The 26,423-nt window shown below is 71.5% G+C and carries 17 protein-coding genes and 1 other RNA gene; 9 read left to right on the top strand and 9 right to left on the bottom strand.

From position 1 onward, the window contains the following. Positions 1–32: 32 nt before the first annotated feature. From OHA64_RS19200 to OHA64_RS19165, 8 genes are all read right to left on the bottom strand, one after another. Complete coding sequence (locus tag OHA64_RS19200; RefSeq protein ID WP_405614584.1) at positions 33–1,310, bottom strand: hypothetical protein; 1,278 nt, start codon at positions 1,308–1,310, stop codon at positions 33–35. Continuing rightward, on the bottom strand, positions 1,307–3,589 hold the full coding sequence (locus tag OHA64_RS19195; RefSeq protein WP_405614582.1) for a CDP-glycerol glycerophosphotransferase family protein: 2,283 nt from the start codon (positions 3,587–3,589) through the stop codon (positions 1,307–1,309). The genes OHA64_RS19200 and OHA64_RS19195 overlap by 4 nt, the downstream gene beginning before the upstream one ends. Positions 3,590–3,596: 7 nt before the next feature. After that, a complete protein-coding gene (locus OHA64_RS19190; RefSeq protein ID WP_405614580.1) occupies positions 3,597–5,798 on the bottom strand; it encodes a CDP-glycerol glycerophosphotransferase family protein in 2,202 nt (733 codons plus the stop codon). 220 nt (positions 5,799–6,018) lie between these two features. Then, positions 6,019–8,295 (bottom strand): CDP-glycerol glycerophosphotransferase family protein, encoded by a 2,277-nt coding sequence (locus tag OHA64_RS19185; RefSeq protein WP_405614578.1) that lies wholly within the window; start codon positions 8,293–8,295, stop codon positions 6,019–6,021. A gap of 159 nt (positions 8,296–8,454) precedes the next feature. Next, positions 8,455–9,258, bottom strand: coding sequence for a carbohydrate ABC transporter permease (locus OHA64_RS19180; RefSeq protein ID WP_405624021.1), 804 nt, complete (start codon positions 9,256–9,258; stop codon positions 8,455–8,457). Positions 9,259–9,332: 74 nt separating this feature from the next. Continuing rightward, positions 9,333–10,688 carry a carbohydrate ABC transporter permease gene (locus OHA64_RS19175; protein WP_405614576.1) on the bottom strand — a complete coding sequence of 452 codons (1,356 nt, stop codon included), beginning with the start codon at positions 10,686–10,688 and terminating at the stop codon, positions 9,333–9,335. A gap of 8 nt (positions 10,689–10,696) precedes the next feature. After that, complete coding sequence (locus tag OHA64_RS19170) at positions 10,697–12,079, bottom strand: ABC transporter substrate-binding protein (RefSeq protein WP_405614574.1); 1,383 nt, start codon at positions 12,077–12,079, stop codon at positions 10,697–10,699. Between the two features lie 274 nt (positions 12,080–12,353). Beyond that, positions 12,354–16,130 (bottom strand): FHA domain-containing protein, encoded by a 3,777-nt coding sequence (locus OHA64_RS19165; protein WP_405624020.1) that lies wholly within the window; start codon positions 16,128–16,130, stop codon positions 12,354–12,356. Positions 16,131–16,545: 415 nt separating this feature from the next. Between OHA64_RS19165 and OHA64_RS19160 the strand changes: the two genes are divergently transcribed. From OHA64_RS19160 to OHA64_RS19145, 4 genes are all read left to right on the top strand, one after another. After that, on the top strand, positions 16,546–18,252 hold the full coding sequence (locus OHA64_RS19160; protein ID WP_405614572.1) for a serine/threonine-protein kinase: 1,707 nt from the start codon (positions 16,546–16,548) through the stop codon (positions 18,250–18,252). Between the two features lie 122 nt (positions 18,253–18,374). Then, positions 18,375–19,613 carry a serine/threonine-protein kinase gene (locus OHA64_RS19155; RefSeq protein WP_405614570.1) on the top strand — a complete coding sequence of 413 codons (1,239 nt, stop codon included), beginning with the start codon at positions 18,375–18,377 and terminating at the stop codon, positions 19,611–19,613. A gap of 112 nt (positions 19,614–19,725) precedes the next feature. Continuing rightward, positions 19,726–20,832, top strand: coding sequence for a peptide chain release factor 2 (gene prfB, locus OHA64_RS19150; protein WP_405614568.1), 1,107 nt, complete (start codon positions 19,726–19,728; stop codon positions 20,830–20,832). Between the two features lie 322 nt (positions 20,833–21,154). Continuing rightward, positions 21,155–21,814 (top strand): hypothetical protein, encoded by a 660-nt coding sequence (locus OHA64_RS19145; protein ID WP_405614566.1) that lies wholly within the window; start codon positions 21,155–21,157, stop codon positions 21,812–21,814. Between the two features lie 137 nt (positions 21,815–21,951). On the opposite strand, the gene OHA64_RS19140 is transcribed toward OHA64_RS19145, so the two are convergent. After that, a complete protein-coding gene (locus OHA64_RS19140) occupies positions 21,952–22,143 on the bottom strand; it encodes a hypothetical protein (RefSeq protein ID WP_405614564.1) in 192 nt (63 codons plus the stop codon). Positions 22,144–22,366: 223 nt separating this feature from the next. On the opposite strand from OHA64_RS19140, the gene ftsE reads away from it, so the two are divergent. The 5 genes from ftsE (at position 22,367) to ssrA (ending at position 26,394) form a co-directional block, all read left to right on the top strand. After that, entirely contained in the window at positions 22,367–23,056 is a 690-nt protein-coding gene (gene ftsE / locus OHA64_RS19135) for a cell division ATP-binding protein FtsE (RefSeq protein WP_389157974.1), read from the top strand. A gap of 45 nt (positions 23,057–23,101) precedes the next feature. Further along, positions 23,102–24,019, top strand: a complete 918-nt coding sequence (gene ftsX, locus OHA64_RS19130) for a permease-like cell division protein FtsX (protein ID WP_405614561.1) — start codon at positions 23,102–23,104, stop codon at positions 24,017–24,019. A gap of 67 nt (positions 24,020–24,086) precedes the next feature. Continuing rightward, positions 24,087–25,256, top strand: coding sequence for a S41 family peptidase (locus OHA64_RS19125; RefSeq protein WP_405614559.1), 1,170 nt, complete (start codon positions 24,087–24,089; stop codon positions 25,254–25,256). An 89-nt stretch (positions 25,257–25,345) separates the two neighbouring features. Continuing rightward, positions 25,346–25,891 carry an SsrA-binding protein SmpB gene (gene smpB, locus OHA64_RS19120; RefSeq protein WP_030947328.1) on the top strand — a complete coding sequence of 182 codons (546 nt, stop codon included), beginning with the start codon at positions 25,346–25,348 and terminating at the stop codon, positions 25,889–25,891. 97 nt (positions 25,892–25,988) lie between these two features. Then, positions 25,989–26,394, top strand: a transfer-messenger RNA (tmRNA) gene (gene ssrA / locus OHA64_RS19115). The last annotated feature ends 29 nt before the right edge of the window (positions 26,395–26,423 follow it).

Raw genomic sequence — 26,423 nt, 5'->3', positions numbered from 1 at the left:
GTTCCCGCGGACGTCAGCGGCTTAGCGGGACGTCACCGCATCGAGTGAGCCCGTTCGCCACGCTTCTGGGCGGGCATCGCGACGGGCCTCCGGCCGATCCACTCCAGCAGCAACGGCACTCCCACCACAGGCAGCAGCCACACCAGCACGATCAGCCGGTCGCCCCAGATGGTGATGTCGGGATGCCCGGCCTCGTTGAGGACACCGGTGAACGCGGCCGCCAGCAGGAAACCGCCGAACGCCCGCCGCGTGCGAAGCGCCCCCCACGCGCCCGCCGCCAGCGCCGCCAGGAACAGCGGCTGCCACAGCTGCCGGCGCAGCCACTCCACCCAGAAGTTGACCTGGAGGTGCAGGAACTCCGGCCACGGCCGGGTCCGGTCGGGCCGGGCGAAGTGCGCGGTGAGCAGGTCCTGGAGACTTTCCGCCTCGGACGGGTAGTGCAGCGCCTTCGCCAGCAGCAGCGTCCCGGCCGTCCCGCAACAGCCCACCACCGCGATCGCGACGACCCCGCGTCCCGGTGCCCGCCCCCGCCGCCACCGTCGTACGGCGATCACCGCGCCCGCCCCGGCCAGGCACAGCCCGAGGAACAGCGACTGGGAGTGCTTCACCGTGAACAGGGCCAGCAGCGAGCCGCCCACCCACCACAGGCCGGCCCGCTCCCGCCGCCCGTGCAGGACCAGCGCGCACCCCCACAGCGCCGCCAGGGTCAGGGTCAGCAGCAGCCCCTCCGTCATGGGCCGCATGGCGGTCGTCCCGCACGGCAGGACGTAGAACAGCGCCTGGCCGGTCAGCGCCAGCGGCATCGGCACCGGCAGGGTGCGCAGGATCAGGAAGGCCAGCACCCCGCCCGTGACCGTCACGACGACACCCGCGGCCCACACGCCCCACGTCACACCGAACAGGGTGAGGAACGGCACCAGGAACACCGGATAGCCGGGCCGCGACTCGAAGATCCGCATGAAGCGCTCGGGCATGAACGGCACGGTGTGCCCGCCCGTCGGTCCCGCCCGCAGCCGCGCGTCCACGCCCCGCCACTCCGCCGCCCGGCACTCGGCCATCACCCGCGAGGCGGGGCTCGGGGCGTGGAAACGGACCACGTCGACCTTCTGGTTGCGGCGCGCGATCGCCGCCCTGCCCGCACACGCGTAGTCGATGGTGGCGGCCGCCGCCTCCCACTTGCCGTCACCGCGCAGACTCAGCGCGTACGAGAGGTAGTTCTTGCTGTCGGGAGTGTCCCTGCCGGTGACGTTCGCGAGCTGGAGCACGGCGAACACGGCGGCCAGGACCAGCACCCAGGTACGTGGCCTCACGAGGAGGTCAGCACGTCACGGTCGGCGGAGCGGGCGGCCGGAGGCCCGCCGGCCGTCGAGGGCCCGGGCACCCACCCGCTCTCGCCCAGCAGCACCGTCCGTACGACCCGCTCGGCGGCGTGTCCGTCGTCGTACGCGCAGAACCGCTCCCGGAAGCCGGACCGCAGCCGCGCCGACTCCTCGTCCCGCCAGGTCCCGGAGGCGAACAGCCACGCCAGTTCGCGGTAGGAGCGCGAGACATGGCCCGGTGGTTCGGCGGTGATGTCGACGTAGGCGCCCCGGCTCGCCCGGTACGCGCCCCAGTCGTCGGCGTGGACGACGATCGGGCGGTCCAGGAGGGCGTAGTCGAACATCAGGGACGAGTAGTCGGTGACCAGCACGTCGGCGGCGAGCATGACGTCCTCGACGTGGGGTTCGTCGGTCGCGTCGACCACCACACCGCGCCGGTGCAGCTCGGCGAGGCCCAGACCACGGGCCGGGCCGTCGGCCAGTGCCGGGTGCAGACGGACGACGAGGGTGTGGCCGGCGCCTAGGTCCTCGGCGAACCGGGCCAGGTCGATCCGGTCCACGTGGCCGCCCCGCCGGTAGTCGCGGCGGGTCGGCGCGTACAGCACGACCCGGTGGCCAAAGGGGACGCCGAGCCGGGCGCGGACGGCCGCGGCGTGCGTCGGGTCGGCGCGGACGAGGGCGTCGTTGCGGGGGCTGCCCGTGCGCAGCGAGGTGAAGTGACACGGGTACGCCCGCTCCCACACCAGCTCGGAGTGCGGGTTGGCGACCAGGCTGTAGTCCCAGCGGTCGGCGCGGCGCAGCATCTGCGGCACGTCGAGGCCGTACCGGGCACCGGGCTTGTCCAGCAGGTCGACGCCCATGTACGTGAGCGGGGTGCCCTGGTGGGTGTGGACGTGCACGCTGCCGGGGCGCTTGGGCAGACCGCCGGGCCAGTTGGCGTTGTTGACGAGGTACGCGGCCCGTGCGGCGAGCCGGTGCCAGCGCGGGGAGTCGAGCAGGACGTACTCGACGTCCGGCGGCAGCAAAGCGGCCCTGGCCGTCTCCTCGTCCCGCACCACCCACACCCCGCGCAGGTGCGGGGCGATCTCCCGGGCCTTGTGATAGATCGCCGCCGGGTCGCCGAGCATCCCCTGGTGCGAGAAGGCCGAGTAGAGGACGAGGTCCGGGTCCGGCGTACGGCGGGCGCCCAGCGTGGAACGGCAGCGCACCAGCCGCGCGTCCGCCGCCCGACGCGCCGCCAGCGCGCGCCGCGCGAGCTCCCGTCCCGCCCGCACCGCCTGCCGCTTGGCCACGTACCCCGTGTATCCGCCCTCCAGAACCCGGAGTTCGGGGGCGATGGACGTGCCGGCCGGCCGGTGCTTACGGAACAGCTCCGCGGTACGGCGGAAGAACTCGCCCTTGGCGGACGGCGGCAGCCGGTCCGGCTTGGCGAGGATGTCCAGGCAGTGCTCGCCCATCTTGGCGTGCAGACGCCCACGCCAACTGCCCAGCGAGGGGCGGGAGTCGACGAACGCGAAGACCCGCTCGTACTGGTCGTGGATGTCGAAGTGCCTGCGGCTGGTGGTGGACAGGATGTTGCCCTGGCGGCGCTGCCGGTAGTTCAGGCAGATCCGGTCCAGCGTGGCGATCCGTGAGGCGCTCAGCAGGACCGGGAAGGTCCACGGCGTGTCCTCGTAGTACCCGGGCGGGAAGACGAAGCCCTCGCGCTCGACGAAGTCACGGCGGTAGAGCTTGTTCCACACGACCATCAGCAGGTCGAGGATCTCCGGGCGTTCGGACGCGGTGAAGGTGCCGTCGGAATGCGTGCCGTCGGAATGAGTGGCGTCGGCGGAAGCGGTGCCGTCGCAGGCGTCGGCGAGCACGTGCGCGAGGACGTTCCTTCGGGTGCCGCCCCACCAGTAGGTGCGCGCGTAGTCGAAGACCAGCACGTCCGGGTCGGACGTCTCGGCCAGCCGGTCGGCCATCGCGCGCAACGCACCCGGCGTGAGGGTGTCGTCGCTGTCGAGGAAGAACAGGAAGTCGCCGGTGGCGTGCGGCATTCCGGCGTTGCGTGCGCGGCCGAGGCCGACGTTCTCCGGCAGGTGCAGCACTCGGACGCGCCCGTCCCGGGCCGCGTACTCGTCGAGGATCGCGCCGCAGCCGTCCGGAGAGCAGTCGTCGACGGCGATGACCTCGATGTCCCGGTAGGACTGCTCCAGGATTGAGTCGAGGCACTCGCGCAGGAAGCCCTGCACCTTGAAGACGGGCACGATGACGCTGAAGCGGGGCACTGCGGGGTCAGCTCCTCACGAGGGCGGCGGCAGCGGGGACCGGGACGCGCTCCGCGAGCGGGAGCACGGGCGGGATGGCCTCGGGCGGCTCGCCGAGGAACACCCGGCGTACGACCCGCTCGGCGGCGCGTCCGTCGTCGAACTGGCAGAAGCGCTCCCGGAAGCGGGCCCGCAGCGCATCCGATCCGGCTCGCGCGTACGAGCCGTCGCGGAACACCCGGGCCAACTCCTCCGGCGTCCTCGCCACCGGGCCCGGCGGGGCCTGAAGGAGATCGAAGTAGACGCCCCGGGTCTCCCGGTAGACGTCCCAGTCGTCGGCGTACACGACGATCGGGCGGTCCAGGTTGGCGTAGTCGAACATGATCGACGAGTAGTCGGTGACCAGCGCGTCGGCGGCCAGGCAGACGTCCTCGGAGGAGCGGTGGGCGGTCACGTCGATGATCCGGCCGCTGCCGCCGTGACCGCCCCGGTCGTAGAAGTAGTGGGCGCGCAGGAGGACGACCACGTCCTCGCCGGCCGCCTCGCAGAAGGCCTCCAGGTCCAGTCGGGTCTCGAAGCCGGTGTGGTGGTCGCGGTGGGTCGGTGCGTACAGGACGGCCGTCGTGCCCTCCGGGACGCCCAGTTCCTTCCTGACCCGGGCCACGTCGTCGGCGGTCGCCGTGTAGAAGACGTCGTTGCGCGGATAGCCGTACTCCAGTTGCTCGTAGGAGCCCGGGAAGGCCCGCTCCCACATCTGGGTGGAGTGGCGGTTGGCGGACAGGTTGTAGTCCCAGCGGTCCACCCGGCCGAGGAGCGCCGCGAAGCTGCCGGTCGCGGCGGCCACCACCGGGTAGGTCGACTGGTCGACGCCCATCGTCTTCAGCGGGGTGCCGTGCTGGGTCTGGAGGTGCACGCTGCCGGGGCGCTTGACCACGCCTTCCGCGAAGTTGGCGTTGTTCACCAGGTACGTGGCCCGGGCCAGCACCTCCCAGTAGCGGTCGCTGCCGATGACGGCGTGGTCGACGCCCGCGGGCACGGTGGTCGCCTGGTCCGGCCCGACCAGGAACACCGAGCGGATCCGCGGGGCGAGTTCGCGGGCCTTGGCGTGGATCGCGGCCGGGTTGCAGGCGTAGCCGCGGCCCCAGTAGGCGCAGTACACGGCGAGGTTCGGATCGAGGGGGCGGCGCAGGTGGCGCCGGTACCGCAGACGGGTGCGCAGCCCGCGGGGACGCGCCACGCTCAGGACCGCCCTCGACGCCTGCTGGTTGGCGCCCCGCAGCGCGCGGAACGCGACGTACGCCCCGGCCGCCAGCAGCCGGTGCTGGACGCCCAGGCTGCCGCCCGGCGTCCGGAACCCGGCGGGGCGGTGACGCCGGTACAGCCCGCTCGCCCGGCGGAAGTAGGCGCGACGCCGCGCGGGCAGCCGGTGGGGATGGGCGGCCGTCTTCAGCACGGCGGCGAAGAGCTGTCCGAAGAGCTCGTCCAACCGCGCGCCGGCCAGGCCCCGTTCGGCCGCACGGGTGAGCGCCAGGTCGGCCTGGTCGAGCAGTTCGAAGTGGTGCTCGCCGGGAAGGCTCAGCCGGCTGCCCTGCCGGCGCACCAGATGCCGTACGACGACCGAGTGCAGCACCGCCACCCGCTCGGCGTGCAGAGCGACCAGGGCACAGAAGCCGACGTCGGTGAAGTGGCCGTCAGGAAACGAGAGCCGGTGCCCGGTGACGAAGGCACGGCGGTGGGCGGCGCTCCACGCCGGGAGCCGTACGCCGGTCAGCTGTGGGGCCTCCTCCGGCGAGAAGGCGCCCCGCGGAGTCCTCGTCAGCACCAGCGCGGCCGGGTTGGTCGGCTCGCCCTCCCACCACGGGGTCCGCTCGTGCTCGAAGTGCAGGACGTCCACGTCACCGGTCTGGGTGAGCCGGGCGTCCAGCCGGGCCAGGGCGCCGGGGACCAGGACGTCGTCGCCGTCGAGGAACAGCAGATACCCGCCGGTCGCCGCCCCGACCCCCGCGTTGCGCGCCCCGGCGAGGCCCGCCGACGGCGGTGAGTGCACCGGGGCCACCCGGCAGTCCCGGCGGGCGTACCCGGCGACGACGTTCGCCGCGGGGGAGCCGGGCGCGTCGCAGACCGGGATCAGCTCGAAGTCGCCGAAGGACTGGGCGAGGACCGAGTCCAGTGCCTGGGACAGCCGGCCCGCGACCCCATAGGACGGGACGATGATGCTGAAGCGGGGCATTCTGCTCTTTCTGTCGAGGTTCCCGGATCGGTCGCAGGTCGTTGTCGGGCGGTTGTCGGGCCGTTCCCGGTTCGCGAGAGGCGCGAGAGGCGTGGGCTGCGCGGGCGGCTCACCTGCCGCCGCGACCCGGCCGGCCCGTCGGGCGCCAGGTGGGCGGCCGCGTCGGGGTGGGCCGCGAGGGGCTGGAGGGCATCGGGACTCCCCGGTGTGAGGACGACGTTCAGACGAGGTCGGTGACGGTCCGGGGACCGGCGTGCTGCGGCACGGTGGTGAGCGCGGAGCGCGCGAAGGCCGCGGCGGCGGACGGCACGGGGTGGCGCTCGGCGAGCGGCACGACCGGCGGCAGAGCGGCCTCGCTCTCGCCCAGGACCACCTGCCGTACGACCCGTTCGGCGGCGTGTCCGTCGTCCCACGGGCAGAAGCGTTCGCGGAACGCGGCGCGCAGCTGGGCGGAGCGGGAGCCGCGCCAGTGGCCGGTGGCGAAGATGTCGATCAGCTCGTCCTCGCTGTCCGCCACCGCGCCCGGCGGGAAGGACCGCAGGTCGAAGTAGGTGCCGCGGGCCGCCTCGTACGCCTCCCGGTCCGGGGTGTGGATCACGATCGGGCGGTCCAGGTTGGCGTAGTCGAACATGATCGACGAGTAGTCGGTGACCAGGGCGTCCGAGGCGAGACAGAGTTGCTCGATGCTGGGATGGTCGGTGACGTCGAAGATCCCGGGCGAGGTTCCGGCGTCCTCGGCCGGCGAACCACCGTGGGTGGGGTGGGCGCGGGCCAGGACGGTGAAGCGGGGTCCGAGGCGCCGCAGCAGGCGGTCCAGGTCCAGCGGCGGGCGCTGGGTGCGCCGGTAGTCGCGGTGGGTGGGCGCGTACAGGATCGCGACCGTGCCCTTCGGGATGCCGAGGGACTCGCGCAGCCGGGCCACGTCCGCGGAGGTGGCCCGCAGCAGGACGTCGTTGCGGGGGCGGCCGTGGGCGAGCGTGGTGTAGCGGCCGGGGAAGACCCGCTCCCAGGTGAGCGTGGAGTGGCGGTTGCCGGACAGGACGTAGTCCCACTGGTCGACGCCCCGCAGAAGCTCGGCGAAGTCCGTGTCCCGGGCGGCCGCCGGGCGTTCCTGGAGGTCGAGGCCCATGTGCTTGAGGGGGGTTCCCTGCTGGGTCTGCACAAAGACCTGGTCGGGGCGCTTGACCAGTCGCCGGTCGAAGTCGGCGTTGTGCACCAGGTACTTGGAACGGGCGAGTGCCGTCCAGTAGGCGGCCGTGTCCGGGGTGACGCGACGGGTCGCGGTCGGGATCGTGTGGTGGTGCTCGGGGCGGGCGATCCACGCCGTGGTGATGTGCGGCGCGTGGGTGCGGAACGCGGTCTCCAGGGCGCCCGGGTCCCAGCCGTGGCCACGGCCCCCGTGGGCGGCGAACACGGCACGGTCGGCGCACACGGGCAGACGCAGCTGGACGCGGTAGTGCAGCCGGAGGGCGACGCGACGCAGGCCCCTCAGCAGGCGGCCGGCCGCCTTGACGCTCCGGCGGCGCACGGCCGACGCCAGCCGCAGCGCCTGGAACGCGCGGTGCAGACCCAGGCGGACGAGGGCGTGCCGCAGGCGGGAACCGGGGGGCGCCGGGTGTCCGGGGGCGCGGTACCGGCGGCAGTGGGCACGCGCGGCGCGCAGGAACTCGGCCCGGTACTCGCGCGGCAGCCGGTCACGGCGGGTGAACACCGTCGCCAGGTGATCGACCATGCGGCGGAACAACACCGGCCGCCAGCACGCCAGTTCCGCGTGCTTCTCGACATACGCGAAGACCCGGTCGTACTGCTCGAAGATGTCGAAGTGACGGCGGCTGGTGGTGCCGAGGATGCTGCCCTGCCGGCGCTGCCGGTGGTGCACGCACACCCGGTCCAGGGTCGCGATCGTCTCGGCCGCCATCAGCACCGGGTACGTCCACGGGGTGTCCTCGTAGGAGCCGGGTGGGAAGGCGAAGCCCGCCTGCTCGACGAACTCCCGGCGGTACGCCTTGTTCCAGGCCACCATCAGCAGGTGCAGCAGTCCCGGGCGGTCCTCCAGGCGGAACGGCGCCGGACCCCGCTCGGTGAGCTCGAGGGTGGCCTGGTTGCGCACGGTCCGGCCGTCCCAGTGGGTGCGCGCGTAGTCGTGCACCAGGATGTCCGGCTCGCCCGTCTCCTTCAGCCGGTCGGCGATCGCCCGCAGGGCGTCCGGGGCGAGGGTGTCGTCTCCGTCCAGGAAGAGCAGGTAGTCGCCGTGCGCTTCGCGCATCCCCGCGTTGCGGGCACCGCCCAGGCCCTGGTTCTCCGGCAGACGCACCGGCCGTACGCGCGGATCACGGGCCGCGTACTCGTCGATGATCGCGCCGCACGCGTCCGGTGAACGGTCGTCGACCGCGATCAGCTCCAGATCCGGATACGACTGGGTGAGCACCGATTCCAGGCAGTCGTGCAGGTACGCCTGAACCTTGTACGCGGGGACGATGACACTGAACCTGGGCACGGCACATCCATGGGTCGACGCGGGCGCGGGCGTTTTGCCCGGGAACGGCCAATGGAGTGACTTGGTTACGGTGTGTGCGGCATACGGGGGATTGTCGGTGTACGTGAAGGGGCGGGCCGGTGACGGCCCGCCCCTCGCTCAATGTGCCTGTCGTACGGGCTACTTGACCGCGCCCGCCATCACACCGGACACGAACTGCCGCTGGAACGCGAAGAACACGGCCAGCGGGATCACCATCGAGATGAACGCGCCGGGCGCCAGGACCTCGATGTTGCTGCCGAACTGCCGTACCTGCTGCTGGAGCGCGACCGTCAGCGGCTGCGACTCCGAGTTGGAGAACACCAGCGCCACCAGCATGTCGTTCCACACCCACAGGAACTGGAAGATCCCCAGGGACGCCAGCGCGGGAGCCGCCAGCGGCAGCACCACCGTGGCGAACAGCCTGACCTCGCCCGCCCCGTCCAGCCGTGCCGCCTCCAGGAGTTCCCGGGGGATCTCCGCGAAGAAGTTGCGCAACAGGAAGATCGCGAACGGCAGTCCGAAACCGACGTGGAAGAGCACCACACCGATGATCTCGCCGAAGATCCCGATCTTGCCGAACAGGTCCGACAGCGGGATCAGCGCCACCTGCACCGGCACCACGAGCAGCGCCACGACCACCAGGAACCACCAGTCGCGGCCCTTGAAGTCCATCCACGCGAAGGCGTATCCGCCCATCGCGCCGATCAGCACCACCAGCAGGGTCGCCGGCACCGTGATCCAGACCGTGTTGAACAGCGAACTGGTGATCGCGTCGTTCTCCAGCAGCGTCTGATAGCTCTTGGCGGTCAGCTGACTCGGAGCGGTGAACACCTTCCACCAGCCCGAGGAGGCGATGTCGGTCGGCTCCCGGAACGACGACACCAGCAGGCCGAACGTCGGCACCAGCCAGAACACGGCGACGAGAATCAGGAAGACCCGCATCACCCCGCCCGCCGCGCCGCCCGCGACCCGGGCGGCGACGGAGCGCTTCGCGCGCACGGTCGTGTCGTAGGGGGTCACCGCTCACGCTCCTTCCGCAGCCGGCGGATGTTCACGTACATCACCGGAAGGACGAGCAGCAGCAGGATCACACCGATCGCACTGCCCGCGCCGTAGTTGCCGCCCCCGCCGAACGACGACAGGAACAGCTGCAACGCCAGCACGTTGGCGTCGTCCTGACTCGGCTGCGGGGCGATGATGTAGACCAGGTCGAAGACCTTCATCACGTTGATCATCAGCGTGACGAGGACGACGACCAGGACCGGCGCGAGCATCGGCACGGTGACCCTTCTGAACACCTGCCACTCGTTGGCGCCGTCCACCCGGGCGGCCTCCAGCAGATGGCGGTCCACGCCGGCGAGACCGGCGGCGATCAGCACCATCGCGAAGCCCGCCCACATCCACACGTAGCTGCCGATGATGGCCGGGGTGACCAGCGTCGGGCCGAGCCAGTCGATGCCGTTGTAAGGCGCCGCGAAGTTCGAGCCCGGCAGGCGGAGTCGGGCCCCGTCGGCCTCCTGCGGGAGGCTGAAGGTGCCGTCGGCGCCGCTCTTCGCGGAGGCGACCACCTTGCCGTCCTTCAGGGCCTCCACCTTGACGTCCTTCAGCGCCTTCTCACTCGCGTCGACCTGCCCCTTCGTCCCGCCGCCGCCCAGCTTGAAGTCCAGCCAGACGGTGCCGGTGACACCGGAACCGCTCGCCGCCTTCGCGTTCTCGGGGCTGCCCGGGAGCTTGTTCGGGGCGATACCCACCAGGGGCAGCAGGGCGGGCGTGCCCGCCTTCACGGTGCCGGCCGTGGTGAACGAACCACCGCCGGACGGCTTGAGATCGCTTGCGGTGGCGTTCGGCCTGGCCTTCGGATACACCGACGACGAGACGAACGTGTCGTGGATCGACTTGGCGACCGCGTTCGCCGCGCCCTGGCTCGGGTCCTGCTCGTACACCAGCCGGAAGATGATGCCGGCGGCCAGCATGGAGATCGCCATCGGCATGAAGACGACCAGCTTGAACGCCGTTCCCCAGCGCACCCGTTCGGTCAGCACCGCGAAGATCAGGCCCAGCGCGGTGACCAGGGCCGGGGCGACCGCGACCCAGATCGCGGTGTTGCGGACCGCGGTGAGCGTCGATTCGTTGGTGAAGATGTCGACGTAGTTGTCCAGGCCGACGAACCCGGAACCGTCGGCGTCGTAGAGGCTGCGCCAGATCGAGTACCCGATCGGGTAGACCACGAGCGCGCCGAGGAGGACCAGCGCGGGCAGGAGGAACAGCACCGCCATCCGCCACCGGGTCCCCGTCACGCTCTTGCGCGGTGCGCCGGAGGGCGTCGGCAGTGCACCGGCGCCCTCCGACGACTTCGCCACGGCGGACGACATGTGAGTCGTCAGCCGTTCTGGTAGGCCTTGGCCGCGTCGGCCTCCAGCTTCCGCTGGGCGCCGGCCACGTCGCTCGGGTTCTTCAGGAAGTCCTGCAGGTCCTTCCACTCGCCGATGCCCTGCGTGCCGCCGAAGGCCGCCGGCGCCTGGTCGGACATGTCGAACCGGAAGTCGTCACCCGCGTCGATCAGCGCCTTGGCGATGTCCCGGGCCACCTGGTCCTTGTACTTGCTCTGGTCCATCTCCTTGTTCGGGGAGATGACCCCGCCCTGTGCCGTCCAGATCTCGGCCGCGTCGGTCGAGCCCAGGAACGTCAGCAGCGCCTGGGCGCCCTCGCCGCCCTTCAGGGCCACGGCCACGTCACCGCCGCTGACCACCGGGGAGTCGGCGCCGACCGCCGGGAACGGGAACACCTTGGCGTCCGTGCCCATCTTGGCCTTGGTGTCGGCGTTGATGTTCGCGGCCACGAAGTCGCCCTCGAAGACCATCCCGGCCGGGGTGTCACCGGAGAAGGTCTGGGTGACCGACTTCGGGAACTCCGTCCCCAGCGCGCCCTTGCGGCCGCCCGCGAGCAGTTCGTCCTTGCCCCACAACTCGGCGAGCGTGGTGAGCGCCTGCTTCACGGACGGATCCGTCCACTTGATCTTGTGCTGGGCCAACTGGTCGTACTTCTCCGGACCGGCCTGCGAGAGATAGACGTTCTCGAACCAGTCCGTCAGTGTCCAGCCGTCCGCGCCGCCGACGGAGACGGCCGGGGTGCCCGCGTCGGACAGCGTCTGCGCGGTGGACAAGAAGTCCTTCCACGTCTTTGGCGGGTCCGTGATCCCCGCGGCCTCGAACGCGGCCGTGTTGTACCAGACCAGAGACTTGTTGGCGGCCTTCGCGTAGATGCCGTACTGCTTGCCCTGGTAAGCGCCCAGGTCCCTCCAGCCCTTGGAGAAGTTCTTGTCCAACTGGGCCTTCGCCTGTGCGCCGAGGGGCTTGAGCCAGCCCTTCTGCGCGAACTGGTGGAGTACGCCGACCTGCGGCAGGAACGCGACGTCCGGCGGCTGGCCGCCCTGGATCTTGGTACCGAGGAAGGTGGAGGTGTTGTTGCCGGTCGGTACGAAGTCGACCTTGGCGCCGGTGCGTTTCTCGAACTCGTTCAGGACTTTCGTGAAGTTTTCCTGCTCGGGTCCGGTCCAGACGGCGGCGACCTCCAGGGTCTGGCCGTCGAGCTTGGGGAGTTGGAGGGAGCTGCCGCCCTCCGTGGCGCCGCTCGATCCTCCGCTGTCCTTCTTGCCGTCGTCGCCGCCGCAGCCGGTGAGCGCCAGGGCTAAGGTTCCCGCGAGGAGCGCGGCGGCGGTCCTGGCGGCCCTGGGTGTCCGGTGCTTGCTGCTCGTGCTGTGCATCACTGCCCCGTTCTTCGTGCCTCGTCGAACGTGCGAGCGCTGTCCCGTGCGATCTGGTCTACGCCCGTGCAGTGGGGTCGGCAAGAGCGCGTCGGCTGTCAAGCGGGGGATCGTGATGCCGTCGTGACCAGGGGCGGGCGCGTCGGGGCGACCCTTGCTGGGGGCTGCTGCCCCCAGACCCCCGGGATCGGCCCGAACGGCCTTGTCGTCAGCGGCGAACGGGCAGCAAAAATGCGGCACTTCGGCCGTTACGGGAGTGACGGCACCTCAACCGCTACAGGAGTGACGGCACTTCGGTCGCCGACACCTCGCGTGCCGCTCGCTCCAGCGCGCTGGCCAGCAGCGCGAGGTCCGTCGGGCCGTTGCCCAGTTCGCGTACGGGGCGGCGGGTCGGGGGGTCTCCCATGCGGGCCCATTCCAGGGGGACGACCGTGGGGCGCAGGGTCGCCGTGCGGGGGATGCGGCCGGTGACGCGGCCGGCCTGGAAGGGGGTCACCCGTCCGTCCGGCCGGGCCAGGCGGCCACGCCCGGGGGCCGGTTCGTCCGGGCCGGAGGCCGGCGCGTCGAGAGTGATCCGCACAGTGGCCCTTCTGGCCGACTCCGACTGGGCCGTACGGCCGCCGACGCCGGACGCGGCCACCAGGTGCACGCCGAGCCGCTCGCCCTCCCGGGCCACGGCCTCCAGTGCGCGTATCACCGACCCGGCCGCGGGCCGACCCGGGGAGCCCAGGGCGGGGGAGACCAGCAGGTCCAGGTCGTCGACGACGACCACGAGCCGGGGCAACGGCGGGGTCGCCTGCGTCCGGTTGCGGGCCGCCGCCGGGCGCAACCGGAGGGTCGAGCTGGGCGGACTGTCCAGGTCGCCGTCGAGATCGCCGGAGGAGGACTCGACGCCCGCCCTGGCGCTCGTACCGGCGGCGGACGCGCCGCGTGCCGTCGGGGTGCGCTGGGTGACCAGGCGGCCCGACACCTCACGACCGGTGTGCCACTCGGCGAACTCGGACCGCCCGAGCAACTCCGCGCGCCGCTTCAGTTCGGCGCTCAGGGACTGGGCGAACTCCCGCATGCGCACGGGGTCGTTGGCGGTGAGATGGGTGGTGACATGCGGTACGTCGGTGCAGACGCGCAGGCCTTCGCCGTGGCCGCCGCCGTCGGTACCCACACTGTCCCGGCCGTCCAGCAGGACCACGCTCAGCCGGTCGGGGCGCTCGGCGGCGGCCAGGGAGGCCACCACCGCCCGCAGCAGCTCCGTACGTCCGCTGCCCGGCGGTCCCTCGATCAGCAGGTGCGGGCCCTCGGCCGCGAGGTCCGCGCAGACCGGGCCGCGCGGTCCGGCACCGAGCACCGCCCAGGCCCGTCCGCCGAGCGACTCCTTGTCGTCGGCCGCGTCCGCCCACCGTGCCATCAGGGACGCCGGGGTGGCCCGGGCCAGCCCCAACTCGTCCAGCAGCCGGGCCGACTGGGGCAGCGGAGCCGACACCCGGGGGTGCCGGTCACCGGCGGGGCCCTCGGCCCGGAGCGGCGCCAGGGCCCGCGCGAACCGCTCGGCCCACGCCGGGGAGACGGCGTCCACGGCGGCGACGGTGCCGTGGCCCACGGGGCCGTGGCTCATGGGACCGTCGCCAACCGAGCCGTGTCCGGTGCGGCCCGGTTCTGTGGAGCCGTGTCCTGTGGGGTCACCGGGAGTGTGCGGTGCGGTCGCCGCCCGGGAGGTGTCCCTGCCCGCGGCGGGCTCCGTGCCGGTGCGGGCCACGCGCATCAGCCGCAGGGCCGTCGCCACGTCACCGCTGAGCAGGGCGACGGCGCCGCAGTCCCGGAAGGCCGGGGCCGCCGCGCAGGCCGCCTCGTACGTCTCCGTCACCGGGGACGCGGGCGAGGCGGGGGCCGTCTCGGCGAGGCACACCACGTGGATGCCGGCCCGGGGCCCCTCCAGCGCCAGGCGTGCCACCGCCTCCCGCACGGTCGCGCCGCCGGTGTCGCCGTCCACGACCAGCACGGTGTAGGGGCCGGTGAAGCCGGTCGCGTCCCGCTGGTCCGCCTCGTCGTCCCTGGCCCAGGACGGACGCCTGACCGTACGGCCGTCGCCCGCCGGTCCGGAGTCGGCCGCGCCGTCCGTGAGCGCAGACCGTGTTCCCGCTCCCGCCTCCGCCAGGTGGTCCTCCAGCCGGCGGAGGAGCTCGTCGGTGCGGGCCGCGGCCTGTTCGCGGTCGTAGGCGAGGAGGAGGCGGCAGTCCTGGCCGTGGCCCGGGCGCACATGGGGGAGCCAGCCCAACCACGACCACTCGGCGGACCGCTCCTCGACGGGACGGGAGCGGTCCGTGCTGATCAGGACGATTTCCAGGGTGTCGGGAGAGTGCAGCGCGGTGAGCTGGGCGACGACCGCGCGGGCCAGCCCGGCGAGCCGCGTGCGCGGGCCCGCCAGGCCCAGCGCGCCGACCTCGCGCAGATCTGTGGTCACCGGCACCGCGGGCAGCAGCCCGGAGCCGTCGGGCGCCGCTCGGTCGGCGGTGCCCAGCCGTACCGTGAGCGCCTCCGGGTGGCCCGGGCCGCGCTCCCACAGACGCGGTCCGGGGCCCAGCGCGGTCAGCAGCAGGGACGCCGGGTCCGGCCAGGTCTCGGGGGCCTGGGAGAGCGGCACTGGGAAGGTCTCCGGCGCGGCGAAGGCGGGGTCCTCGGTGTCCTCGGTGCCCTCGTACGGGTCCTGTGCGGCCGGGTCCTGCTCGCCGCGTCCGCCGGTCAGCCGACGCGCCCACGCGGAGAGGCCCCCGCGTTTGCGCACGCCCTGCGGTACGTCGGTGCCGCGGAGGGGGGTTCCTTTGCGGGTGCCGCTGCCCGGGCCGTCGGTTCCCGCGAGGGGTGCGGCGGCGGAGTCACGGTCGCCTCCCGCACCCGGGTCCGCATCCGCGTCGTCGAAGACACCGCCCCGCCCGAGCGCTCCGAACCGGCCCCCGTGCGTTGCTCCGACGTCTCCGTAAGTCTCTGCGGAGGGGGCACCCGGGACGGCACCGGAGGAGCCGCCGTGTGCGTCCGCGCCGGTCCGGCCTGTGTGCGCCTCCTCACTGCGACCGGTCCCCGCCCCGAAGCCGCCTGCCTCGGGGCCCGCGACGGATCCCTGGCGAGGGACGGTCCTGCGCCGGTCGTAGTGCCGCGCTCCCTGCGACTCGATCAGCGGGGCCGTCCCCTGGCCGGGCACCACGGGAGGTTCACCCGACCGGTGCCCTTGCCCGCCCGGAGTGCAGGCCGAGGCTCCCCAGCCCGCCGAGCCGTATGCGTGAGGGGCCCCACCGGCAGGACCCGCGGGACCGGCAGGGCTTGAGCCGTCGCCGTTCGCGGGGGGTCGGTCCGGTCCGGCCTCAAGAGCGCCGCCGGTCGCCACTCGTACATGGCCCTCGCCGTCCGGAGCCGTCCGCACCCGGGCCCCCGGCCCGCCGGCCGGAGTCAGCCGCAGCGCCGACTCGCCCAGCCTCAGCAGGGCGCCCGGGGCGAAGCGGACCGGGCGGGTGCCCACGCGCGTGCCGTCCAGCGTGGTGCCGTTGGTGGACGTGAGGTCGGCGACCGAGACGCGGCCGTCGGTTGCGACCGTCACCGCGCAGTGCAGCCGGGAGACATCCGGGTCGTCGAGCGGGACGTCGGCGTCGGCCGAGCGGCCGATGTCGATCCGGCCGCCGTGCAACAGGTGGACCCCGCCCGCGTCCGGGCCGGCGATCACATGGAGCTGGGTCGGGGCGTCGTCCAGCTCGGGGTGGGCCTCCGGTTCGCCGGGGGCGCCCAGGAACAGCACGGCCCCGTCGATCAGAGGGGGTTCGCCCAGGGTGCAGCGCTGGGCGTCGAGCCGCTCCGCGCCGGCGTACAGCACGGTCGGGCCTCCGCCGCGCTCGTCGCCCGCGCGCGAGGGGACCCCGTCCGCGGAGACCGACGCGGCGAGCGCCGAGGCCACCGCGGCGAGGGCGGTGCCCGCCGGCGCCGTGACCAGGACGTCGCAACTCGTGGCGCGGCCCCGCGCCTGATCGGACGGGCCCAGCGGGTCTATGACGGTCAGCCGGATCTGCATCGCCGTCAGCGGTCCCTTCCGCGCGGGCACCCGCGGACGACGGGGACGAAGCCGCTCACGGTCCCCCACCGCGGACTTCCCCCACCACCACGAGCACGTCGGCCAGTAACAGGAGGCATCCTCGCACCTGCCACTGACAACGCGCCCGCCTCCCAACGGCAAATGATCTTGATTGGTCGGCTCTGCCCGTAAAAGTGCCTGACCGGTACTCCGGACCTGACCGCTTGAGATCGGTCACGTCCGGGTCCGGCAACCAGCCGACCGAGCAGAGCGTCTTTCCTTCGAACAAGTAAGGCAAGCGGTACGTAAGACGCACAGAAAGACGACAACCTGCCGTCGAGCACGGCGGCACTACAGTAGGTCGGAACACAGGCAAGCAGCTCGGTACACAGGCAAGCAGCAGGGAGCGCATGACGTGCGGCCGGTAGGCAGCAAGTACTTCCTCGAGGAGCCGCTGGGACGCGGTGCCACGGGGACCGTCTGGCGGGCCCGCCAGCGCGAGGCAGCGGGCAGTGAAGCCGCCGTGCAGGGCCGGCCGGGGGAGACCGTCGCGATCAAGGTCCTCAAGGAGGAGCTCGCGAGCGACCCCGACATCGTGATGCGGTTCCTGCGGGAGCGCTCCGTCCTGTTGCGCCTGACCCACCCGAACATCGTGCGGGTGCGCGACCTGGTGGTCGAGGGCGATCTGCTCGCCCTGGTCATGGACCTCGTCGACGGCCCCGACCTGCATCGCTATCTGCGCGAGAACGGCCCCTTCAGCCCCGTCGGCGCCGCGCTGGTGACGGCCCAGATCGCCGACGCGCTCGCCGCCAGCCACGCCGACGGCGTGGTCCACCGGGATCTGAAACCGGCCAACGTCCTGCTTCAGCAGTTCGGCGACCAGATGCACCCGATGCTGACCGACTTCGGCATCGCGCGCCTCGCCGACTCGCCCGGGCTGACCCGCACGCACGAGTTCGTCGGCACGCCCGCGTACGTCGCACCCGAGTCCGCCGAGGGCCGCCCGCAGACCTCCGCCGTCGACATCTACGGCGCCGGAATCCTGCTGTACGAGCTGGTCACCGGCCGTCCGCCGTTCTCCGGCGGCTCGGCCCTCGAGGTCCTGCACCAGCACCTGAGCGCCGAACCGCGCCGCCCCTCCACGGTCCCCGACCCGTTGTGGACGGTCATCGAGCGCTGTCTGCGCAAGAACCCGGACGAACGGCCCAGCGCCGAGAACCTCGCCCGCGGCCTGCGCGCCGTCGCCGAGGGCATCGGCGTGCACGCGAACTCGGCGCAGATCGCCGCGGCGGAGGGGGTCGGCGCGCTGCTGGCACCCGATCCGGCACCGGCGGCCGTCCCGGGCATGCCTGGCGCCGCCGACCCGACACAGGTGCTGCCGCACGGCGCGGGCGCGTACGACCCGAACGGCGCGACCAGCGTGCTGCCGCACACCTCCGGAAACCCGGCGGGCGCCGCCGACCCCACCGCCGTACTCCCGAACCGGGGCGCGGCCGACCCGACGGCCGTCATGCCGCCGGTGCCGCCCGGGCAGCCAGGACAACAGCCCGGCCAGTCCGGTGGGCCCGAGGATCCGCACCCCTGGCAGAACCAGTTGCGCGCCGCCCGCGACCGCAACGAACAGACGCAGGTCCAGTACCTCGACCCGAACGAGGACCCGCTGCGCCGCCGCCCCCAGCGGCAGGTCGCCCGCCCGCAGCAGCGGCCCCCTCAGCAGCAGCCCCAGCAGCAGCGGCCTCCGCAGGCCGGATACGGGCAGCCGCAGTCCGGTTACGGCCATCCGCAACAGCAGCAACCCCAGCAGTACGCCCCGCAGCAGCAGCCCCGGCAGCAGCCGCGGCCCCAGCGGCAGGCGCCGCCGCCCGCCCAGCAGGAACCGCGGCGGGCCCCGCGCGAGCCCCGGCAGCGCAACGCAAACCCGATGAAGATCCCCGGCCTGGGCTGCCTCAAGGGCTGTCTGTTCACGATCCTCATCCTGTTCGTCGCCAGCTGGCTGGTCTGGGAGTTCAGCCCGCTCCAGGACTGGATCGGGACGGGCAAGGGCTACTGGGAGCAGCTCAGCGACTGGTTCGGCAAGGTGACCGGATTCATCGAGGACGTGGGTGGGGGCTCCTCCAAGTAGGACGCTCCTGGCAGTGAGCTTGGGGATTTGTCGACACCTGGCGGGTGATTTCTGTCTCCGCGGTGAAGGTTGGCTCTTCCGGCGCGTAGTTTTGTCGGCAACACGCGTCCGTAGGAGCAGCCTTGACACGGAAGATCGGCAGCCGGTACTCCGCCCACCAGATCCTGGGGCGGGGCAGCGCCGGCACGGTGTGGCTGGGTGAGGGACCCGACGGGCCCGTCGCCATCAAGCTGCTGCGCGAGGACCTCGCGTCCGACCAGGAGCTCGTCGGACGCTTCGTCCAGGAGCGCACGGCGCTGCTCGGCCTGGAGCACCCGAACGTGGTCTCGGTACGGGACCTGGTGGTCGACGGCAACGACCTCGCGCTCGTCATGGACCTGGTCCGGGGTACGGACCTGCGCACCCGGCTCGACCGGGACAAGCGGCTCTCGCCCGAGGCGGCGGCCGCCATCGTCGCGGACGTGGCCGACGGGCTGGCGGCGGCACACGCGGCCGGGGTCGTGCACCGCGACGTCAAGCCGGAGAACGTGCTGCTGGACATGCAGGGCCCGCTCGGCCCGGGCGGCTCCCATCCGGCGCTGCTTACCGACTTCGGCGTCGCCAAGCTGATCGACTCGCCGCGGCGGACCCGTGCCACGAAGATCATCGGCACGCCGGACTATCTGGCGCCGGAGATCGTCGAGGGCCTGCCGCCGCGGGCCTCGGTGGACATCTACGCCCTCGCGACCGTCCTGTACGAGCTGCTGGCGGGCTTCACCCCGTTCGGCGGGGGACACCCGGGCGCGGTGCTGCGCCGGCACGTCACCGAGACGGTCGTCCCGCTCCCGGGCATCCCGGACGAGCTCTGGCAGCTGATGGTGCAGTGCCTGGCGAAGGCGCCGGCCTCGCGGCTGCGGGCCTCGGAGCTCGGCGCGCGGCTGCGGGAGCTGCTGCCGATGCTGGTCGGGATGCCGCCGCTGGACGTCGACGAGCCGGACACCGAGGCGGAGGAGGACGAGCGGGAGGATCCGCCTCAGGAGCCCCAGTCCTCCTCGCGGGTGCGCCGCGGGGCGGTGCCGCTGGTGCCGGGGGCGAAGCCGGCGGACTCCAACCGGGACACGCACACCTCGATGAGGGTGCCGGCGCCCGACGAACTGGCCGGCGGTGCGCGCGGGACGGCCCGGGCGCCGCGGGCGGCGGGTGCGCCGCGACCGGGCTCCGCACGGCACCGGGCGGCCACGCGGCGCCGGCGCGCGGTGCTGGGCGTCGCCACGCTGGTCCTGCTGGTCGCGGCCGGCGTCGGCACGTGGGCGGCGACCTCGGGCGACGACGCGGGGGCGACCCCCCAGGACACGAAGAACTCGGCCCCGGCGTCCCCGTGACCGCCAGGGGCTTCGCCCCCTCGGGCCCGCCGGAGGGCGCGGCCCGAGCGGCGTCCCGGCCCGGGGACGGGCACCGGCCTTCCCCGCTTGGCGGAGCCGTTACGCTGGAGGCGTGGCAGTCGTCGATGTATCCGAAGAGCTCAAGTCCCTCTCCTCGACCATGGAGTCGATCGAGGCCGTTCTGGACCTCGAGAAGCTGAGGGCAGACATCGCCGTGCTCGAGGAGCAGGCGGCCGCGCCGTCCCTGTGGGACAACCCGGACGAGGCGCAGAAGATCACCAGCAAGCTCTCCCACCTCCAGGCCGAGGTCAGGAAGGCGGAGACGCTGCGCGGACGGATCGACGATCTCTCCGTGCTGTTCGAGATGGCGGAGGAGGAGGACGACCCGGACACCCGCGCCGAGGCCGAGTCCGAGCTCACCGCCGTCAAGAAGGCGCTGGACGAGATGGAAGTGCGGACGCTGCTGTCCGGCGAGTACGACTCGCGCGAGGCGCTCGTCAACATCCGCGCCGAGGCCGGTGGTGTCGACGCGGCCGACTTCGCCGAGAAGCTCCAGCGCATGTACCTGCGCTGGGCGGAGCAGCACGGCTACAAGACCGAGATCTACGAGACGTCGTACGCGGAAGAGGCCGGCATCAAGTCGACCACCTTCGCCGTGCAGATCCCGTACGCGTACGGGACGCTCTCCGTGGAGCAGGGCACGCACCGGCTGGTGCGCATCTCGCCGTTCGACAACCAGGGGCGCCGCCAGACCTCCTTCGCGGGCGTCGAGATCCTTCCGGTGGTCGAGCAGACCGACCACATCGAGATCGACGAGTCCGAACTGCGCGTGGACGTCTACCGCTCGTCCGGACCCGGCGGCCAGGGCGTCAACACCACCGACTCCGCGGTGCGCCTCACCCACCTGCCCACCGGCATCGTCGTCTCCTGCCAGAACGAGCGGTCGCAGATCCAGAACAAGGCGAGCGCGATGAACGTCCTCCAGGCCAAGCTCCTCGACCGGCGCCGCCAGGAGGAGCAGGCCAAGATGGACGCGCTCAAGGGCGACGGCGGCAACTCCTGGGGCAATCAGATGCGTTCGTACGTCCTGCACCCGTACCAGATGGTCAAGGACCTGCGCACCGAGTTCGAAGTCGGAAACCCGGAGGCCGTGTTCAACGGCGAGATCGACGGGTTCCTGGAGGCCGGGATTCGCTGGCGCAAGCAGCAGGAGAAGTAGCGTCAGAAGCGCACAGCGCTTTGTCGACAAGGCAACTGCCGTCCATCTGGTGGCAGTTGCCTTTTCTTCTGCCCGGTTGCATGCCTGATGTCTGGGTTTTACATCACACTCACACGCTTCAATCTCCGGCAAAAATCCCTTAGTTGGACATTGCGCGCGCAACGGCCTTGACGTTGCTTTGAAAAACGGAAAAGGTGAGGCTCGGCATGCGTATCTCTGGGGCGCATGTGAACCGGGGGGCCTGAGTTGCAGCTACCTCCTCCGTCGATCACAGCCCCGAGCGCCGCCTCACTGACGATGAGCTACTGGGGGTAGCAACCATATGACAAAGAAGACGCGGATCCGGATCGCGCGCATAGCCGCCGGTGCCGTGATCGCGGCCGGTGCCTCGCTGACCGCCGCCGGTGCGGCGTCCGCGCTGGAAATCGGCGTGAACGTGGACTCGAGCGGGGTCGGCGTGAACGTCGACACCGGCCTCGGCGACGCGCCGACCGACCCGCCCACGGACATCCCCACGGACATTCCCACGGACGTCCCGACGGACGTGCCGACGGATGTCCCGACGCTCGACCCCACCGACCCGACCGAGCCGACGGAGGAGCCCACCGAGCCCACCGAGGAGCCGACGGACAACCCGACCGCCGACCCGACCGAGCCCGGCAACGGGAACGGCAACGGGAATGGCAACGGCAACGGGAACGGCAACGGAAACGGTGCCAGCGGCGGTAACAACGCCGACCCCGACGGCGGCTCCGGCACCTCCCCGCAGGAGGAGGGCTCCTCGGCCCTCACCGAGACCGGCTCGGACACCACCCCGGCCGACACGTCGGCCCAGGCCCAGGGCGGTGGCGCGCAGCTCGCCGAGACCGGTGCCGCGCAGACCGGCTTCCTGGTGATCGGTGCCGCCACAATGATCGCCGGTGGCATCGGCTTCCGCATCCTGCCGCGCCTCATGGGCGGCCGGGGCGGCGCGGCCGCCTGACGCCAGGTGGCCGACTGATCGCTGACCGTACGCACTGAGTACGGTGAAGGGCCCGGAGTGGGGGACGCTCCGGGCCCTTCGTGTGTCTTCCGTCGCTTTCCGGGCGCCTCAGGGCAAGCGCATCCTCGGAGCGCGTCCTACGCGGTCTGGTGCGCCAGCAGCGCGACCGCCGCGATCAGGACCGCGAGCAGCGCGATCAGTGCCATGGGGTTCACACCCGCGAAAAGGTTGTCCTGCTGCAGCCGCTCGCGGTTCGCACGGCACACGGGGCACCGACCCTCGCTCACAGGCGCCGCGCAGTTAGCGCACACCAGCCGGTCGTACGTCATGCGCTCGCCCTCCTTGCACCGGTTCCATGTACACAACGCCTACAGGAACGCGAACGTTCCCCCTCCACTGTGCCAGGTTCCCGGGGATTCAGCGCGGGGTCCCATGGAGCCGGGGCATGCACAAAACGCACATCTCTTACGTAACCCAGACCGGTGACTGCGGTCCGCTACCCGGTTCGCGTAGGGTCACGCTCATCTACCCCCGGCGACCCGTGGTGCATCCGTGATCCGATTCGACAACGTATCCAAGGTCTACCCCAAGCAGACCCGCCCCGCACTCAGGGATGTCTCCCTGGAAGTGGAGAAGGGCGAGTTCGTGTTCCTCGTGGGGTCCTCCGGCTCCGGAAAGTCCACCTTCCTGCGGCTGGTCCTCCGCGAGGAGCGCAGCAGCCATGGTCAGGTGCACGTCCTGGGCAAGGATCTCGCGCGCCTCTCCAACTGGAAGGTGCCGCAGATGCGTCGCCAGCTGGGGACGGTCTTCCAGGACTTCCGGCTGCTGCCGAACAAGACGGTGGCGGAGAACGTCGCCTTCGCGCAGGAGGTCATCGGCAAGTCGAAGGGCGAGATCCGCAAGTCCGTTCCGCAGGTGCTCGACCTCGTCGGGCTCGGCGGCAAGGAGGACCGGATGCCCGGTGAGCTGTCCGGTGGTGAGCAGCAGCGCGTCGCCATCGCGCGCGCGTTCGTCAACCGGCCCAAGCTGCTGATCGCGGACGAGCCCACCGGCAACCTCGACCCGCAGACCTCCGTCGGCATCATGAAGCTGCTCGACCGGATCAACCGGACGGGCACCACCGTGCTGATGGCCACGCACGACCAGAACATCGTGGACCAGATGCGCAAGCGCGTCATCGAGCTGGAGAAGGGCCGTCTCGTCCGCGACCAGGCACGCGGCGTCTACGGCTACCAGCACTGACCGACCGCCCCGCAGACGTTCACGGAAAGGCCTGAAGAAGCCGCCATGCGCGCCCAGTTCGTTCTGTCGGAGATCGGTGTCGGTCTCCGCCGCAACCTGACGATGACCTTCGCCGTCATCGTCTCCGTCGCCTTGTCACTTGCCCTGTTCGGCGGGTCACTCCTGATGAGTGACCAGGTCAGCACGATGAAGGGCTACTGGTACGACAAGGTCAACGTCTCGATCTTCCTCTGCAACAAGAGCGACGCCGAGTCGGACCCCAACTGCGCCAAGGGCGCTGTCACCGACGAGCAGAAGACCGAGATCAAGTCCGACCTCGGCAAGATGTCGGTCGTCCAGACGGTGACGTACGAGTCGCAGGACGCGGCGTACAAGCACTACAAGGAGCAGTTCGGCGACTCCCCGCTGGCCAGCTCCCTCACGCCGGACCAGATGCAGGAGTCGTACCGCATCAAGCTGAAGGACCCGGAGAAGTACCAGGTCATCGCGACCGCCTTCGACGGGCGGGACGGCGTGCAGTCGGTGCAGGACCAGAAGGGCATCCTCGACAACCTCTTCGGGCTGCTCAACGGCATGAACTGGGCGGCGCGGGCGGTGATGGCGCTGATGCTGGTCGTCGCGCTGATGCTGATCGTCAACACCGTGCGCGTCTCGGCGTTCAGCCGGCGGCGCGAGACCGGGATCATGCGCCTGGTCGGTGCCTCGGGCTTCTACATCCAGGCGCCGTTCATCATGGAGGCCGCCGTCGCCGGACTCATCGGTGGCACGGTCGCGTGCGGGTTCCTGGTGATCGCCAGATACTTCCTCATCGACCACGGCCTCGCCCTGTCCGAGAAGCTGAACCTGATCAACTTCATCGGCTGGGACGCGGTCCTGACGAAGTTGCCGCTCATCCTGGCGACGAGTCTGCTGATGCCCGCGCTGGCCGCGTTCTTCGCGTTGCGCAAGTACCTGAAGGTGTGACGCATGCCAAGGGGGCCGTCCGGTCAACGGACCGTACGGCCCTTCGCGTTGTCCTAGACTCACCGGCATGTCAGGCCGACACCTGTTCTGTCAGCCCCGCCGCATCGGCCGCGGGGCCGCCCTGACATTGGTCTTCGCGAGTGTTCTCGTCGCCGGAGCCGCGACCGGCTCCTTCCCGAACTCCGAGGTCCGCGACCGGAAACCCGCCTCCGACCCCACCCTGTCGGCCGCCTCCGCGAGCCGCCACGAGCAGGTGGCGAAGGCCGCCGAGAAGGCCATGGCCGACGGCGAGTCCCCCATGGAGGCCGCCGAACGCGCGGTCAGCCGCAGCGGGGACCGCTGGGGTGCCGTCTACTCCCAGGGTGAGTACGAGGAGTTCGAGGAGGCCCTCGACGGCCAGTACACCGGAGTCGGCCTGTGGACGCGGCGCGAGCGGGACGGCCGTATCGAGGTGACCAAGGTCCTGTCGGACTCGCCCGCGGCCGCCGCCGGGATCCACCGCGGCGACCGACTGCGCAGCGTCGACGGGAGGAAGGTCGACGGGCGCCCCGTCACCGACGTCGTCTCGCTGCTGCGCGGTGACGCCACGGCCGCCGCCGGTACGACCGTCCGCCTCGGTCTGGAGCGCGGCACGCGCGCGTGGAGCGAGACCCTGCGCCGGGCCCGCCTGTCCACGGACGACGTGACCGTGTGCACGCCCGCCGAGAACACCACCGTCATCAAGATCTCCGCCTTCACCAAGGGCTCGGGCGACCGGGTCCGTGCCGCCGTACGGCAGGCTCCGGCCGGCGCCGGGATCATCCTCGACCTGCGCGGCAACTCCGGCGGCCTGGTCACCGAGGCCGTCACCGCCGCCTCCGCCTTCCTCGACGGCGGCCTGGTGGCGACGTACGACGTCGAGGGCGACCAGCGCGCCCTGCACGCCCATGCCGGCGGCGACACCTCCAGACCCCTGGTCGCGCTCGTCGACGGGGGCACGATGAGCGCGGCCGAGCTGCTCACCGGTGCCCTGCAGGACCGAGGTCGCGCGGTCGTGGTGGGCTCCCGCACCTTCGGCAAGGGCTCGGTCCAGATGCCGACCCGGCTGCCCGACGGCTCCGTCGCGGAGCTGACCGTCGGGCACTACCGCACCCCGGCAGGCCGCGGGGTCGACGGCCACGGCATCACGCCCGACCTGGACGTCGAGCGGAACGTCCTCGAGCGGGCCGGGACGGTGCTGAGCGGACTGGGGCGGTAGCGGGCCTCCTCCTCGCCCACCCCCCTGTAAATGGGCTTCGCGTAAACCCCCTCCGTAGTGCGAAAATGGGCCGCACTATGAGCAAGGGAATGTACGTACCGAAGGAGTCCCAGGCCAAGCAGGGCGGGACGGCCGCGAAGGCCAGAGAAGGCGAGAAGGGCGGCAAGCGCAAGATCGTCGCCCAGAACAAGAAGGCCCGGCACGACTACGCGATCGTCGACACCTACGAGGCCGGCATCGTCCTCACAGGCACCGAGGTCAAGTCGCTGCGCGAGGGACGGACGTCGCTGACCGACGGCTTCGTCCAGATCGACAGGGGGGAGGCGTGGCTCCACAACGCCCACATCCCCGAGTACCACCAGGGCAGCTGGACCAACCACTCCGCCCGCCGCAAGCGCAAGCTGCTGCTGCACCGCGAGGAGATCGACAAGCTGGAGGCCAAGTCCCAGGAGACGGGTCACACGATCGTGCCCCTCGCCCTGTACTTCAGGGACGGCCGCGCGAAGGCGGAGATCGCCCTCGCGCGAGGCAAGAAGGAGTACGACAAGCGCCAGACCCTTCGCGAGAAGCAGGACCGGCGGGAGTCGGACCGGGCGATCGCGGCGGCGAAGCGGAAGCAGCGCGCCGCCCAGTAGGGCGGACCGCCGGGAATGCGGTGGCATCGTCCCGCGTTGGTCACGTACGATGGCACCAACACCGGCGAGCCCGGTGTGCGTATTGAAAAATCAACATGGGGATGATCGGTTTCGACAGCGGCTGTCGAAGCAGGGGAAGCGTGTCGAGGAAGCGGCAATGATCTCGTAAACCATATGTCGCAAAAAATAATCGCCACTATCAAGAGCGATTCTCCCGTGCAGTCGCAGTACGCCATCGCTGCCTGATCTCAGGTAACTAGGCTACTGCTCCGCACTTAACGGAGTGTCAGCCCGGGGCTGTTCCCGACCCGGATCCTGGCATCAGCTAGGGGACTAAACCTTGATCCCGGTCACGGGGTGAAGAGGGAAACCAAACAGTGACTGAGCCCGTCGGTGACTTGTTCGCGTGATCGCCGGGGCTGAGAAAATCACAGCGAACTGCACACGGAGAAGCCCTGATTCCGCACCGTTGGACGCGGGTTCGATTCCCGCCATCTCCACTCATCCCATGTGGGCACAGGCCCCGTCGCTT

The sequence above is a fragment of the Streptomyces sp. NBC_00076 genome (assembly GCF_045041235.1).
GTDB lineage: Bacteria > Actinomycetota > Actinomycetes > Streptomycetales > Streptomycetaceae > Streptomyces.
The sequence above is the reverse complement of the archived record's forward strand: the minus strand, read 5'-3'. Positions and strand labels throughout refer to the sequence as shown.